Consider the following 13,297-nt stretch of genomic DNA (forward strand, 5'->3'; position numbering starts at 1 on the left):
ATCGGATGGAAGACGATCAACGCCCGCGCCGAGACGGTCGCCACCATGCCGGCGTTTCGTTCGGCGTTCCAGAGCCGCCGCTGCATCGTGCCAGCCGACGCTTTCTACGAGTGGACTGGCGAGAAAGGCTCCAAGCAGCCGCACGCCATTGCCATGAAGGATCGCGGGCTGTTCGGGTTTGCCGGCCTTTGGGAGAACTGGAAGGATCCCGCCACGGAGCAGTGGCTTCGCACCTTCACCATCATCACGACGCGGGCGAACGAGACCATCGCCGATCTGCACGAGCGCATGCCGGTGATCCTGAAGCCGGACAGCTACGCGCAGTGGCTGGCGCCCGATGCCGACGTGCGAGATCTGCTGCGCCCGTACCCGGCCGACGAGATGGAGCACTGGCTGGTCAGCCCTCGGGTCAACGGGCCCGCACTGGACGATGCGGAGATGCTGAACTCGCTGTAGTCTGGCCGATCTGGATGGGCAGGCCCGCGGTCATGTGCCTTCAGAATATTCCCCATTCCGACGGCACCGGGCGAGCGCCAACAACTCGCTTAACTGCGGCCATCGCATTTCGCTCGTCGCCGCGAAAGATCGGCATCACAAGGCCGCGATTTTGGGCCCGCTGAAAGCGGCGACGACCTAAGACGTCAATCTTCTCAAAGTCTTCCAAAAGGGCGACTACATCGAACGAGCTGTTGTCGTTCTGACCCATGATCTCTGCGTGCAGCAGCTCCGCCTCCTGCAGAGGAACGATGCCATTGGCAAAGTAGACTGCGGTGCTGCGGCCAGAGGAGTGAGGGTGGACAACTGCATCGGGCTGAAAATCTTGATACCTCTCTCCCAGCCGTCCACGCTCTTCGACTCGCGCTATATCGGCGAAGTGCTCCACTAGAGCTCGCAGAGCGTCTTCTTTGAACGTTGACTTCACAAAGTCTCGGTTCAGCCGCTCGACGTCCCGAATCCGCATGAGGGCCGAAACGAAGCGCAGGGCCATTTCGGGCAATCGCTCCTGCGATATGGTGCCGGTCCGAATTTCATAGGTGTCCGCGTCATAGTGCGCGCCTGCCGAAGCGAGCACGCTCTCGATCAAAGATCGGCGCTGACCCTTCTCGATATCGATCCCTGATGCGATGAGATGAGGCAGGTAATCGCCATCATCCTCCAGGTGAAGGCCGTCTTCGTCCTCTACGGCATAGAAGCCGATACGATCCCCTGATCCATCTTCGAAGACAGTGCTGATCGCGAGCCCGAACGGGACCGGGTTTACCGTGATCCCTGCGCAGAACGAGGAGCAGAGCGCTTTTCTGAGGCTTGTGCCGGTGTCGCTCATATCAAAGGCCCAGTGGGAAACTCGATCCTGAAGAACTTTCGAGCGTGCTCCCAAAAAGTGTGATCCCGGAACGTTAAAATTCTCCGGTGAGGCTTAGACGCGGCAGGCCAGCGCGGGATGTCTTCGCCTATCGTCGTCGGCCCCTCTTCGACGCCGGCCTTCTCACAGTGAGCATGTGCATGCAGGCCCGGATGACTGCCGTGGTACTCGAGCCGCGCGATCATTGAGCCCCCACCGGATGGCATTTTTAAGATCAACCAAGCCTTCCAATTGTCCTTCCGGATGTCCAGAAAGGTCAGGAAGATATACTCCTCTGTGGGAGAATTTGCCACTGCGGAGCGCCACCGGAGGTGCGGGGCAATAGGCCGGCTTTTCTCGTAGATCACTGAATGGCGAGGAGGTAGAGCGTCGCCGCGCCAACCCGTATCACCGGTTAGGACCTTCATGTCCTCCAGGTATTTGCGGACAATCACTCGGCGCTCATTTCACGACCCCGAAACAGCGCACCACGCGCCCGACGATTCGGTGCCGTCGACGCTACAATGAAACGCCCCTCGCGCTCCTTCCAATCCGTCAATCTGCCGCACGTTCGCCTGCCGGCACATCCGCCGCAGCTCGTGGAGAGCCAGCAATGTCTTGGAACCGCGCCCCGCACCGCGCCTCATACTTCCTCGGCGGCCGCTGCCACGGCTTTCGTTCGTAGGGGCAGTCTTTCGCGATCTCGTGCAGCACATCGACGAGGCGCGCGTCGGCGCCGAACCGGACAGCCAGCCGCACGAGCCTGTACACGCCCCGGCGCGGGCACAGCACGCAGGTGATCCGCACCTTCACCCACGGGAAATCGGAGAGTCGACTCGGCGTCCACATTGTGAGAACAAAAAGCGAACACGCAGAGGAGTCAACGATGGCCCGCGAGACCCTGTTTTTTGCTCAGTCCTTCCGCGTCGACGGGCGGAAGTTAGTTGGCGGCACGCCCGAGAAGCACCGGTCGGCAGAGAAAGCCAAGGAGGCGGCCGAGCGCATGTCGGCGACGAAGATCGGTGCAGTAGCTTTTCAGGTGACCGGCGATCATGACAGTGAGTTTGATCCGCCTGTGGTGCTGTTCAAAGCTGGCCGGTTGCCGAACGACCTTGAAGAGGCCGAGGTGTTGGGCGAACCGCAGTTCGATTAAGCGGCGAGCTCGCCCATGTGGACAGCCCTATTCGGCGGGGGCCCGGCCCGCTATGGTAAAAGCGCTCGCCGGCCGGTGATGCTGTCACCGGTTTGTTGCTCAATGCCGCTCTTTCACTTTCAAGTTCGTACGGACAGCCACGTCTTCGTTACCGAGCCGATGGAACTTGCAGACACGACGCTCGCCCGCATCGAGGCGGCAAAGCGTTCAGGCGACCTGTTACGCGAGCACGCTGAGCAAATCTGGACTGACGAAAATTGGCAGGTCGACATCACGGACGCGGCCGGCCTCATTCTCTTCGTGCTTCACATTTCAGCTCATCGGACCAGCGCCACAAGCGCCCATGGCGTAGCGGAAGCTTAGGAGCGATGATCTTGGAACCAGATGCAGGTTTTCTGGTTCTTGCTTCGACGGTGCCGGATAGGGCCTGCCACTACTAAGGCGGTGCGCTCACCCCGGATGCACTAGAAGAAATTGCCGCCCTAACCGTGAGCACTTACAGGGCGGCGGCATACTTCCGGCACCTCCTCGCCCCCCATCAGTTAAGCGCCCGTCCAGCCGACTCCGAGCCCTTCTAGCGCAGCGGTCAGTTGGTAGTGCGGGCCGCAGCCAGACGCCTGGTGTGTACGATGCTGATGATGTGTAAGACGGCACTACCTCGACGCGCTCCGATTTGATCGCTGCATGGAGCTGCACCGCGTAGGCGTATGGGTCGGGAGATGGCAGGAACGCCGCGCACGATGTCCAATGCCGCTCGGTGCTCCCGGGATGCTTGGCAAGGTGCTCCTCGAGTTCTACGGCTTTGCCGCGAAACTCGGCGAAACTGCGGTGGACGATCTCGACCTTCATGGCGGTCATGAGCCATGATACCGGCAGGGTGTGATAGCCTTGGACCATGGGCACGATACCTTCTGATACCACCCCTCTGGCCCGAGCTCTGCTCGCTGTTCGCAGGGCTCTCACCTCAGCCGCCGGCCGGATCGCATCGAGCGCTGATCATGGGCAGCAAGTCGTGACCAATGAGAAGATGCGACCCATCAGGGTCATGCTATTCACAGCCGGCCGCCAGAACGTTCAGATTGAAGACCTACGTCAAGCGATCCGGCCACAGTGCGTCAGCCATGTCGTTCTTCTCGATTTTGAAGGCGTGCTGAAAGCCGGCGATTATCATGAACTGCAAGCCCGGATAGAGGCTGGGCTCGAGGTCCTTGACGGCAGTCAGTTCGACGCCTTCTTGAAAGATCTCACGCCCTACGTGGCCAACCTTTCGGCCGAGTTTTATCGCCATGAGGATCTGGTCCTCTCGTTCTCATACTTCGACAACACCTACCTGACGTTGGCCGGTGAGGAGGACCTAGTGCGGCCGATTCTAGACCTAGTCGAGCGGCTTGTGCGAAATTCTCCAACAATGATTGATAGTTGATGTGCGGCCGTCTCGTTTAAAAGTCGCCGCCCGACGGCGTAGAGTGGTGGTGATCGGTGACGTCATGGCTGGCTGACATCGTTGTCGTGAACGAGAGCAGTGAAGAGCAGACACCCGGCGACGTGTCGGTGTTCCGAAGCATCGGCGGAGCCATGCAATGGCTTGAACCCTGGTGGTTCGCTGAAGGCCACGGCACTATCCTTACAGCCTCAGGCGAGCGTCTGAGCATGAGAGAGAGCCCACGCGGCTATGTCGAACTGGACCGCTGCGAGCCAGACGCCGAAGGCGAGCGACTCGTGCGCGAATGGCTCCACCACAAGGCCAAAGCCATTCTCCAGGTCCGGAGAGAGCGTGCGGTGAAGGGCAGAGCGATCTTGGCTTCCCATGAGAAGTCGGGACTGCTTCCGTCGACGGTAGAAGGCCTGATTGCCTATGTCGGCTTTGATGACTGAGATAATCGGGGCATGACCAACTCAAATTGGACAGCGGGTGCGGAGGCGCTCTTTGCAAGTTTCGCGGAGAGGCACGCGCTCCGTTTCGAAAAATCGGCGGACGCGAACATGGAAGTCCTGTGGAACTTTCCGGCGCCGCCCCGCCTCTCGATACCTATAGAACTGGGCTTGCAGGACAACGACGTGCTCAACTTCGGGGTCGAGGACTTCTGAACCAGTGATATCAAAGAGGCTAAAGCAATGAAAGCCAGAATATATGTTGCTCTCATCTGCAGTGGGGATGATGTGTCTCTCATTCCTGACGACGTCGCGCGGTTCCTCTCTGGCAAGAGAATACAAACCCTTGATAAAAGAATTGCTCTGCGATCGCCCCACGACGAAATCGAGTTCGACGACCTCGGCGAATGCCTGCACAACTATTGCTTAGATAAATACATTCCAGACTTCTCTTCTTTGACATTCACGGTCGAGGCATATGTTCAGGTCGTGCCGGAAATAGACGATGATGTGCTGCGTGTGTATCTAAAGTCTGAATTTCTAGAAGCTCTGGCGAACAAAGCGCTGGGATTGGAAATCCATACCCAATGATCAGAGCTAAGGACGTCGCAGCCACCCGGCCACTGCGTCGGCTTCAACGCGATTGGCGACTACAACCCGCCCGTCGCGCTGTTCAAGGCCGGGCGGTCGCGGCCTGCTGCGCCCCTCCCGCCCGGCGAGATGGAGCGCTGGATGGTGCCCGCGCGTGAACGGAGCGGCGCTGGACGATGTCGAGATGCTGAACTCGCTTTAGGCTTGAAGCGGGCGCGAATGTCCAGAGACAGATAGCGGCCCCAGCACCGTCCTCCTTGATTTATGTTATCGCGTCAGCCTCCATCAGCCCTCTATACTCCGTTATCGCCGCACTTACTCTAAGCGTATGCGGCGACTGAGTGACAGGTGCGCTCCCGCTATGGCTGGGATGCTGTCATGATAGCCAATGCCCACGCAGGTCCATTGCTCCGCAAACTGGAGACAATCGTCACGCTGACGCAAGGCGAGCGCGACGCCATTGCGGGCTTGCCCTTCATGGCGAGGGAAATTAAGGCCGGACAGGACCTAGTCCGGGAGCATGATCGGCCGTCTCAATGCTGTCTGATCCTCGAAGGCCATACCTTCCGCTACAAACTGCTGGCTGACGGGAAGCGACAAATCCTGTCCTTCCACATCGCGGGAGACATTCCCGACCTTCAGTCCCTCCATCTTCGGATCATGGATCATGGCCTGGCCACTCTCGGTGCGGCGAGGGTGGCGTTCATTCCTCACGAGATCCTGCGCCCCTTCCTCCATGCCCATCCGCGGATCTCTGATGCGTTCTGGCGCGACACGCTCATCGATGCCGCGATCTTCCGTGAGTGGGTTGTGAATGTCGGGCGTCGTTCGGCTTACAGCCGGCTCGCCCATCTCCTCTGCGAAAACTTCGTGCGCATGAGGGCTGTCGGCCTCGCTGGCCCCGGCTCGTTCGAGTGGCCGGTCACGCAGGAGCAACTTGCTGACGCGACAGGTCTATCCGCTGTTCACGTTAACAGGACCCTGACGGAGCTGCGGGACCACGGACTGATCGACCTGGCGCGGCACAAGATGGTCGTGAAGGACTGGCAAGGCCTGCAGGACGCCGCAGGGTTCGAACACACGTACCTTCATCTGCAGACCCCGCCCGAAGAGAATGGCACCATGGCCTCATGAAGCTTTGGAGCCACAGCAATCCTATTGTCTGGTTCCGCACCCGCATGCTCGGTCGACACTAGCGCGCCGCCGTGTACGGTGACCTTATGGCGAGATTTTTTTTCGATGTGCGCGAAGGTCACAAGTTCTTCTCTGACGGGGAAGGACAAGAGTTCCGCGATATAGCTGCGGCGGAGCATGAGGCCGCGTGCGCTGCGGCAGAGATCGGCCGAGAACGGCTTCCGAAGGGCGACCTCCGCACCATCATTGTCGAGGTTCGGGACGAGCAGGGGCAGCGGGTCGCGACTGCGACAGTTTCTCTGACCATGGAGCGGGTTGACCCCCCGCCCGAGCATTCATCGCCTTCCTGAGGTCTTCAGACGTCGCATGCAGCAGAGATCATGCTGCTTTGCGTCGCGGCGGTACGTCCGCGCTGGACAATGCCGAGATGCTCAATCCGCTTCAACCGTTGTTCTCAAGACCCTGCCCGTGTTCTCTACGGGATTGGGACGTTGGTGACGGATAACGGGAGGTCGCTCAAATGAGCTTAGTGCTAGGTGCCGTCTGTTTTTTGGCCGGCCTTCTCATGATCTTTATTGCTCGACCAGGCTCTACCGGAGAGAACCCGGCGTTCGTCCGCAACGGTTTCGCTGAGGTCTTTTACCCTGTGACCTGCCTCGGACTGCTGGTCGTTGGAGCCGCTTTCGTCGGGAAGGGGCTAGGCTTGATTTAGGACGACATGTCCTCCGCAGACCGCGCTGTGGCTTCGATATCCTGGAACCGCACGCCGCATTTAGGATGCGTACTTCCCGCTGGCCGCTGCCTAAGGCTCACGTCCGCTACTGCTGCGGCTTTTCTCGCAATGGAAGTGGCGGCCCCTCGGTAGGCGTAGCAGCATACTTGCTGGCCATAGTCTCCCACTCCGCGGCCATCTTGAGCCAGGATGCTTGATCGCTAGGATGTGCGGCCTTCTCTGCGTTTGCACGGCACTCCTTCGCTCTCAATCGAAATTCATCGCCGGCATTTCGTCTCTCGTTCGCCATACGGACCGGTCCCTAAATTGCCGGAGTGTTCGGCTTCGGAAGAACATGATTTTACCGCTTCATGTGCGATCAGAAAAGGCGGACGGAACCAGTTGCAGGTTTTCTGGTTGTTGCCTCGACGGTGCCGGATAGGGCCTGCCACTACTAAGGCGGTGCGCTCACCCCGGATGCACTAGAAGAAATTGCCGCCCTAACCGTGAGCAGTACAGGGCGGCGGCATACTTCCGGCACCTTCTCGTTCCTCAGACATGATTCAGCAACACCTTCTCGGCAGGATCACCTAGCAGGGCGGCGTCTGCCTCATTGGCGTTGTGCTGGCTGCGGTCAGATCAACGTAGCGAGCACCCGAGCGAAAGCTCGCGCCCTGCACTGCTGTCAGCAACTGTCGGTAGCATTGTCTTAAACTTGATCGATCGAAGTTGCGCATAAGCGTGAGCTACTGCTGGCTGACTAAGCCTTGTGCCCCTAAGCTGATTTCGCTAAGCGCCGCGCGCCAGTTCCACCGGGGGGCGGATCATGTCTCAAGATGCTGCGAGAGAAGAGCGCGTCGCTCGCTTCGTCATGACACTGTCAATTCTAGGACTCTTCGTATTCTGCTAGCTTACCGCACGCGTGCTACATCTGGCCTAAGTTTGGCTGTGACAGGAGCCTATGGTTCAACGCTTCTCTGCCCGCCGTCTGGTTGGGTGGGGTTCCTGCATAAGCTCGATGCAGTATGCAAGTGTGGGCGAGCTCATGCCCCTGCAAATTTCCGGGGTAGAATCGTGGTGCCACCAGAAGTAAGCACTCCCCGTGAACAGGACGATAAGGATCGATCCCAGGATTAGAGGTGTAGCTTTATCCATCTCTCATTGAGGTTCTTCCTGATCTGACGAAGGTGGCGGGCGTCAATCGAGCGCGACGGGTTCGAACTGGAGAATGCAGAAATGCTGCACCCCTATGGTCCACAACCGGGGTTGTCAGGCTCAGGTGCTTCAGTGAAACGAGAAGCGCAATTTCATCACAGGGCGGCTGGCTTCGTCCGTCACGATCATCTGCCAGTCTGACGTACCGGAAGCATCCTCGCTGAACTCGCTCAGCATCTCTCCGGCGGCACGTACTGCAGACCGCCGCACGACGGCCATGTCAGCGCACTCGGCACCCGTGGTGTCAGGAATAAATCTGCTATCGATGACATTGAAATAGAAGCGTGGCATGTCGACTCCAGATCTGGGAGCAACACGCCGCCAAATGACGGCAAATGACCGTCGCCTACACATCGGCCCTCTCAAAGGTTTCCACAAGGCTTTTTAACAAATGTTAAAAATGGAAAGCTCCTAGGTGCGTAACTCGTCTGCAATGAAACTCCGGTTCTGCGATAAGAGGCGACAATGGTGACCTCCTTTGTTCACGGAGCCGGCCCTTTGATCCGGAAATTAGAGCGCCTCATTCGTCTCGACGACGATGAGCGCCGGGCGCTTGATCAGCTGCCTTTGCGCGTGGCCACGTTTGATCCCGGTCAAGAAATCGTCAGACAGGGCGACAAGCCGCAACAGTGTGTGGCGGTGCTGGAAGGCTTCTGCTCGGCGTCAAAGATCGTCGGAGACGGGGGCCGCCAGATTGTCTCCTTTCACATCCCGGGAGACATCCCCGACCTGCAAAGTTTGCATGTAGCAGAAATGGACGTGTCCCTGACGGCCCTCACTCAGACGCGGATCCTTCTCATCCAGCACGAGGATGCCCGGAGGCTCTGTGCCCAGTCTCTTAGGATTACCCACGCCTTCTGGCGCGAAACGCTCATTGCCGGCGCGATTGCGAAAGAATGGGTCGTGAACATCGGACAACGCGATGCGCTCACCAGGGTCGCTCACCTCTTCTGCGAGACTATCGCGCGCCTTGATGTCGTGGGCCTTGCGGACGATTACCGCTGTCACTTCCCGGTAACGCAGGAAAAGCTGGGCGAGGCGATGGGCCTCTCGACCGTCCACATCAATCGGACCCTCCAGGAACTCAGGGGCCGGGGCTTAATTTCCTGGGAGCGGGGAGTGCTGGAAGCTCACCGCTGGGAGGATCTGCAGCAGGTAGGCGACTTTGATCCCGGCTACCTGAGTTTGGCACCCGATTGGGTGGTGCTTCGCTGATCTCGCAATGGGGGAGCGTTCATCTAAGCCGGTCGCGGCATTATCAGCTACAAGCGCAAACAGGCATCTGAGAACGGCGACAATCCGATGACCCGAACCCCCAATGCTGCTTCAGAGGACGACTTGCGGCTTCCTGCGTTCATCCGATTGAATATCAACCCTATCGTTGCTGAGTGGATCAGCTTCGCTCGGACTCGAACCCCGGCTAGTCATACGATGACGGAACTGGCTCTTCAGGATCACATCGTGGAGATTCTGAACTTCATCGCCGATGATTTGGAGACGGCTCAAACAGCCAAACAGCAGGTAGCCAAATCAAAGGGCCTCGGGCCAGACCATGCTCCATTCGCAAAAAGTGCGGCTGAGATCCACGCAACCCTTCGCCTGGCTGACGGGTTCGACATCGACCAAATGGTCTCGGAGTATCGAGCATTACGGGCGAGTGTTGTGAAGCAGTGGCTGGCACGCAACCAGGCTCTTGCGGCTTCCGATCTGGAGGACCTGACCCGTTTCAACGAGGCTATCGATCAGGCGATGACTGAATCGGTCACGCAGTACACCGACGCAATCACTCGTTCGCGCAATCTGTTCCTGGGCATCCTTGGGCATGATTTGCGTAACCCCATCGGAGCCGCCTCCATGGCCGCTCAGGTGATGGTCAAGATGGGTGAGCCGAATGCAAAACAAACAATTTTGGCTTCAAAAATCGTTGACACCACACAACGCGCGACCAAGATTTTGAACGATCTACTCGACGTAACGCGCTCCGCCTTTGGCACCGACATCCCTATCCACCGCATTCCTATGGACATGGGTGACCTCGGGCGGAAACTGGCTGATGAGATGCAGACGCTCGGGGATGGGCGCGAGATTGGCATCGAGGTTGTCGGAGATACCGCCGGCCATTGGGATCATGGTCGAATGGGTCAGGTGTTCTCCAACCTGCTCGGAAACGCGATCCAGTACAGCCCGCCCGGTTCGCCGATCTCAGTCACCGTTGCCGACGAGAATGCGAACGTCCGCATCTCTGTTCACAACGATGGGGAGCCAATTCCACCTGAAAAGATCGATACCTTGTTCGATTTCCTGTCGCGAGGCTATGGATCCGGGCTCACAGACGAGCACTCAACCAATCTGGGTTTAGGGCTATTCATCGCAAAGAAGATCGTGGCGGCGCACGACGGGGAGATCCATGTTGCGTCGGACAGTCATAGTGGAACAGTCTTCACCGTTATCGTGCCCAAGAGCCTCAACTGAGCGGCGGATCGCAACCGAGACCACTACCTTAAAAGCCGCATTTCGATTCACAATGACTATGTAATTGAGGCAGCAAGCTTTTCGTCCTCGGAAACAGCCGAAAAGGCCTTGTGGAATCGCACCCCCTTCAGCCGCCTTCGCGGCGGCGCTGGATGAGCTGATTGTTGATGCGGTCCTCTTCCGCCATGCGGGCAAGGATCTCGCGAACGCCCTTCAGTTCTTCGTGGAGCCGGCGCAGCTCGTCGGCGACGCATTCGATCTGCCCGGCCGCGCTTTTGCCTTCGCGATAGGCCATTTCGGCAACCTTCGTCGCGCCCATGATCTGGGCTGCGAGGTCCCGCACGGGCTCCATGTCCACGAAGCCGCCTGCCGTGACCATTACATCCTTGCCGACCGTCTCGGGTGTCGCCTTGGTGGCTTTGCCCCAGGTTTTAACGCCGCCTAGAACAGTGATGGCGAGGATGGCAATGTACAGAAGAGCGCGAAGCTCGGGCGGGAGCGCATTTACAGTCTCAGGGTCAAGCCCGTTCATGCTGCGTCCTCGCTTCGCCCATGTCGCTTATCGCGCGCCAGACATTGATGATCTCGATGGCCAGGATCATCGCGTAGGCAATCCTTCCCGTCGGGCTTGCCAGAAGCCCGATCCAGACTGAGGTCCACACGAAACAGGCTACGAAACCGGTTGATGCCCTCAGAAAGGGCGAGTGGCGGAAGCCGTCATAGGTGCCGTTGACGAACAATGCGACGAGACGGATGAAGCCGACGGCGACCGCCAGCCAACCCCATTTCATCTCAGACATGATGTCGGCCATGCCGGCCATGTACACGCTCGCGGAAAACACCGGTTCCGGGCCGAGTAGCGACATGCCCCAGCTCGCCAGGCCGACGCTCGTTACCCATTCAGGGGCCCGCGCCGGAAAGTGCTTTGCGATGTTGCGGATCACCAGCATCGGCATCAGCGCCTTATCACCATCTTCAAGCCGCCTGCCACGAAGAGCGAGCCGACGATCAAGCCCATCCACTCGTCCAGAGGGGGCGGTAGAGCGGCAATCGTCCATGCCTGCGGGAACGCGCACCGCTGGCACCACAGCACGCTGTAGATGCACACCGAGGCGAACCAGATGCCGGCCGGAATGAGGAACAGCAGCGGGAACCACCAGCCGCGCCCGGTGAGAACGCTGACCTGAGCGCGGAGGTAGTTCGATATGAACTCGCCCTTGATGCGCTCGCGTTCGGTCTCGTTGTCGACGCGCTTGTCCAGCGTGGACAGGATGCGGTCGAGGGTGCCGCCGGTGAACCAGCCGAGGATCGTGCCGAAGAAGCCCATCAGACGTGCCTGCCTTCCCGGTACGCCTCGACCTGTGCCTTCACGAAGCGGTAGCCGCGCCAGAGCATGAAGCCGCCGACGGCGAGGCAAGGCACCCACCAGGGGATGGAGAGAACGGTGTCGATCAGCGTCTTGAGCTGGCCGGCGCCGTCGGTGAGGCCGGATGCCACCTGCGCGAGACCACCGATGCTGCCGAGGCCGATGGTGCCGATCCCGACATCGCTCAAGTTGATGCCCTGACGGACAGACTTGCTGCCCTTCAGATCCTGCGCAGTAGCTTTCGCGCGGCTTTCGGCCACCTCACGCTTGGGCGCGCGCACCAGATTGGCGATCAGCGTGTCGTCCAGGCCGGAGGGCTGCCAACCGTAGTGGTTCGCTGCGGCTGCGATGGTGTCGCTGGTGCGCTCGCCCATCTTGCCGTCCACCTCGCCGACCTCGGGCCACCCCTTGTCGCGCAGCAGCTGCTGGATGACCTTCACCGTCGCAGGCTCGACCTCGATGCGGGCCACGATGGGCTCGGGCATCTTCACGGCCGGCTTGCTGGATGCGGCAAGCGCCTTCTTCACCGCCGGCAGGAACTTGGCGTGGTAGCCGGCGATCACGTCGGCCTTGTCCATCTTGTTGACGATGCGCCGGGCCTGCCTCGGGTCGTCCACGGTGTCGTTGAAGTAGTCCGACAGCTTCTTGCCCGTGAAGAGACCATCGACCATGCCTCGTATCGCGATGCGCGCGCCCGTGGTGCAGTCCAGCGCCAGGTCGGGATTGTTCAGCAAATCGATGCCGAGCAGCTGGCCGAGGCGTAGATAGTTGTCGGCCCATGTCAGCTGGATCTGGCCGCGCCCGTAGTAGACGTGCCCCGTCTTTGGATCGGCCTTTCCGTACTTTCGGCGGGCCACGACCTTGCGGGCGCCGATGTCCGTCTCGGCAAAGCCCTCGCGGACCGGCACCATACGCCGGCCGGTCTCATGGAAAACCTGCGCGAACACGTTGGTGAGCTGGCGCGGATCGCTACCGTACCGGCCACGCTCCCACTCGGCGAAGAGGGCGTTGCAGCCGTCCACCTGCTCCTGGGTCATTTGACCCCCGAACAGCGGCGTTCGCACCGCGTTGAAGAACGCTGCGTTCATGGTGGTCTCCAGACATGAGAAAGCCCGCTAGCGGATGTGCGAGCAGGCGGGGGTAGAACCGGAATATGCGCGGTTCGAATTGTGAGGCACTGCGTGTCTAGGCAGGCGCTTCGGAAGAAGCCGAGCCACCGGCGTCTCAGCCAGTGGCAGTCCCGGCGGGCTCTACCGTGAAGCCACGCGGGAGGGTGAGCTGCGACACCTCGTCAAGCTGGCATACGGAACACCAAAGCGCCGACTCGGTTCTGCATTGGTCGATTGATCGCCCGTCCCTCGGGCCTTTTGTGGAGCAGGCGTGTGGCAAACCACTACCTGATCATCGCCATCTGGGGCGCTATCGTAACTCTGGGATATG

Annotated in this window: 17 protein-coding genes; 11 read left to right on the forward strand and 6 right to left on the reverse strand. The window is 59.7% G+C overall.

Going from position 1 to position 13,297, the window contains the following annotated elements; translation table 11 throughout:
- On the forward strand, window positions 1–456 hold a 456-nt coding region (locus SCD90_RS09365), incomplete at its 5' end, for an SOS response-associated peptidase (protein WP_319844410.1).
- 40 nt (window positions 457–496) lie between these two features.
- Here the strand turns inward: SCD90_RS09365 and SCD90_RS09370 are convergent.
- Window positions 497–1,324, reverse strand: coding sequence for a DUF1828 domain-containing protein (locus SCD90_RS09370; protein WP_319844411.1), 828 nt, complete (start codon window positions 1,322–1,324; stop codon window positions 497–499).
- Window positions 1,325–2,228: 904 nt separating this feature from the next.
- Here SCD90_RS09370 and SCD90_RS09375 point away from each other — a divergent pair.
- The 8 genes from SCD90_RS09375 (at window position 2,229) to SCD90_RS16615 (ending at window position 6,442) form a co-directional block, all read left to right on the forward strand.
- The gene (locus SCD90_RS09375) at window positions 2,229–2,495 is read left to right on the forward strand and encodes a hypothetical protein (protein WP_319844412.1); all 267 of its coding nucleotides are present in this window, start codon (window positions 2,229–2,231) and stop codon (window positions 2,493–2,495) included.
- A 102-nt stretch (window positions 2,496–2,597) separates the two neighbouring features.
- Window positions 2,598–2,858: a DUF6894 family protein gene (locus SCD90_RS09380; protein ID WP_319844413.1), complete on the forward strand. Its 261-nt coding sequence runs from the start codon at window positions 2,598–2,600 to the stop codon at window positions 2,856–2,858.
- 649 nt (window positions 2,859–3,507) lie between these two features.
- Window positions 3,508–3,918 (forward strand): hypothetical protein, encoded by a 411-nt coding sequence (locus SCD90_RS09385; protein ID WP_319844414.1) that lies wholly within the window; start codon window positions 3,508–3,510, stop codon window positions 3,916–3,918.
- Between the two features lie 56 nt (window positions 3,919–3,974).
- A complete protein-coding gene (locus SCD90_RS09390) occupies window positions 3,975–4,370 on the forward strand; it encodes a hypothetical protein (protein WP_319844415.1) in 396 nt (131 codons plus the stop codon).
- Window positions 4,371–4,382: 12 nt separating this feature from the next.
- Entirely contained in the window at window positions 4,383–4,583 is a 201-nt protein-coding gene (locus SCD90_RS09395) for a hypothetical protein (RefSeq protein ID WP_319844416.1), read from the forward strand.
- 27 nt (window positions 4,584–4,610) lie between these two features.
- Entirely contained in the window at window positions 4,611–4,958 is a 348-nt protein-coding gene (locus tag SCD90_RS09400) for a hypothetical protein (RefSeq protein WP_319844417.1), read from the forward strand.
- A gap of 378 nt (window positions 4,959–5,336) precedes the next feature.
- Complete coding sequence (locus tag SCD90_RS09405; RefSeq protein WP_319844418.1) at window positions 5,337–6,092, forward strand: Crp/Fnr family transcriptional regulator; 756 nt, start codon at window positions 5,337–5,339, stop codon at window positions 6,090–6,092.
- An 86-nt stretch (window positions 6,093–6,178) separates the two neighbouring features.
- Window positions 6,179–6,442 carry a DUF6894 family protein gene (locus SCD90_RS16615; RefSeq protein WP_425265671.1) on the forward strand — a complete coding sequence of 88 codons (264 nt, stop codon included), beginning with the start codon at window positions 6,179–6,181 and terminating at the stop codon, window positions 6,440–6,442.
- A 1,646-nt stretch (window positions 6,443–8,088) separates the two neighbouring features.
- Here SCD90_RS16615 and SCD90_RS09410 read toward each other — a convergent pair.
- Window positions 8,089–8,310 (reverse strand): DUF6894 family protein, encoded by a 222-nt coding sequence (locus tag SCD90_RS09410; protein ID WP_319844419.1) that lies wholly within the window; start codon window positions 8,308–8,310, stop codon window positions 8,089–8,091.
- Between the two features lie 174 nt (window positions 8,311–8,484).
- On the opposite strand from SCD90_RS09410, the gene SCD90_RS09415 reads away from it, so the two are divergent.
- The gene (locus SCD90_RS09415; protein WP_319844420.1) at window positions 8,485–9,234 is read left to right on the forward strand and encodes a Crp/Fnr family transcriptional regulator; all 750 of its coding nucleotides are present in this window, start codon (window positions 8,485–8,487) and stop codon (window positions 9,232–9,234) included.
- Between the two features lie 87 nt (window positions 9,235–9,321).
- Window positions 9,322–10,491: a sensor histidine kinase gene (locus SCD90_RS09420; protein ID WP_319844421.1), complete on the forward strand. Its 1,170-nt coding sequence runs from the start codon at window positions 9,322–9,324 to the stop codon at window positions 10,489–10,491.
- 127 nt (window positions 10,492–10,618) lie between these two features.
- Here the strand turns inward: SCD90_RS09420 and SCD90_RS09425 are convergent, their stop codons facing one another.
- Genes SCD90_RS09425 through SCD90_RS09440 form a run of 4 tightly spaced genes read right to left on the reverse strand, consistent with a single transcriptional unit; the run spans window position 10,619 to window position 12,945 of the window.
- Complete coding sequence (locus tag SCD90_RS09425) at window positions 10,619–11,023, reverse strand: hypothetical protein (RefSeq protein WP_319844422.1); 405 nt, start codon at window positions 11,021–11,023, stop codon at window positions 10,619–10,621.
- Window positions 11,010–11,447, reverse strand: coding sequence for a hypothetical protein (locus SCD90_RS09430; RefSeq protein WP_319844423.1), 438 nt, complete (start codon window positions 11,445–11,447; stop codon window positions 11,010–11,012). Before SCD90_RS09430 ends, SCD90_RS09425 begins: the two co-directional genes overlap by 14 nt.
- Entirely contained in the window at window positions 11,447–11,818 is a 372-nt protein-coding gene (locus SCD90_RS09435; protein WP_319844424.1) for a hypothetical protein, read from the reverse strand. Before SCD90_RS09435 ends, SCD90_RS09430 begins: the two co-directional genes overlap by 1 nt.
- Entirely contained in the window at window positions 11,818–12,945 is a 1,128-nt protein-coding gene (locus SCD90_RS09440; protein WP_319844425.1) for a glycoside hydrolase family 19 protein, read from the reverse strand. Before SCD90_RS09440 ends, SCD90_RS09435 begins: the two co-directional genes overlap by 1 nt.
- Window positions 12,946–13,297: the final 352 nt, after the last annotated feature.

Origin of the sequence: Terrihabitans rhizophilus, assembly GCF_033898525.1 — a bacterium.
In the GTDB taxonomy this organism is placed as follows: domain Bacteria; phylum Pseudomonadota; class Alphaproteobacteria; order Rhizobiales; family Methylopilaceae; genus Flaviflagellibacter; species Flaviflagellibacter rhizophilus.

What these genes read in the sequence shown, in the direction of transcription:
- SCD90_RS09420 (WP_319844421.1), top strand. Translation starts at nt 9,322, where the DNA reads ATGACCCGAACCCCCAATGCTGCTTCAGAGGACGACTTGCGGCTTCCT.
- SCD90_RS09400 (WP_319844417.1), top strand. Translation starts at nt 4,611, where the DNA reads ATGAAAGCCAGAATATATGTTGCTCTCATCTGCAGTGGGGATGATGTG.
- SCD90_RS09440 (WP_319844425.1), bottom strand. Translation starts at nt 12,945, where the DNA reads ATGAACGCAGCGTTCTTCAACGCGGTGCGAACGCCGCTGTTCGGGGGT.
- SCD90_RS09370 (WP_319844411.1), bottom strand. Translation starts at nt 1,324, where the DNA reads ATGAGCGACACCGGCACAAGCCTCAGAAAAGCGCTCTGCTCCTCGTTC.
- SCD90_RS09410 (WP_319844419.1), bottom strand. Translation starts at nt 8,310, where the DNA reads ATGCCACGCTTCTATTTCAATGTCATCGATAGCAGATTTATTCCTGAC.
- SCD90_RS09415 (WP_319844420.1), top strand. Translation starts at nt 8,485, where the DNA reads ATGGTGACCTCCTTTGTTCACGGAGCCGGCCCTTTGATCCGGAAATTA.
- SCD90_RS09405 (WP_319844418.1), top strand. Translation starts at nt 5,337, where the DNA reads ATGATAGCCAATGCCCACGCAGGTCCATTGCTCCGCAAACTGGAGACA.
- SCD90_RS09430 (WP_319844423.1), bottom strand. Translation starts at nt 11,447, where the DNA reads ATGCCGATGCTGGTGATCCGCAACATCGCAAAGCACTTTCCGGCGCGG.
- SCD90_RS09425 (WP_319844422.1), bottom strand. Translation starts at nt 11,023, where the DNA reads ATGAACGGGCTTGACCCTGAGACTGTAAATGCGCTCCCGCCCGAGCTT.
- SCD90_RS09380 (WP_319844413.1), top strand. Translation starts at nt 2,598, where the DNA reads ATGCCGCTCTTTCACTTTCAAGTTCGTACGGACAGCCACGTCTTCGTT.
- SCD90_RS09435 (WP_319844424.1), bottom strand. Translation starts at nt 11,818, where the DNA reads ATGGGCTTCTTCGGCACGATCCTCGGCTGGTTCACCGGCGGCACCCTC.
- SCD90_RS09395 (WP_319844416.1), top strand. Translation starts at nt 4,383, where the DNA reads ATGACCAACTCAAATTGGACAGCGGGTGCGGAGGCGCTCTTTGCAAGT.
- SCD90_RS09375 (WP_319844412.1), top strand. Translation starts at nt 2,229, where the DNA reads ATGGCCCGCGAGACCCTGTTTTTTGCTCAGTCCTTCCGCGTCGACGGG.
- SCD90_RS16615 (WP_425265671.1), top strand. Translation starts at nt 6,179, where the DNA reads ATGGCGAGATTTTTTTTCGATGTGCGCGAAGGTCACAAGTTCTTCTCT.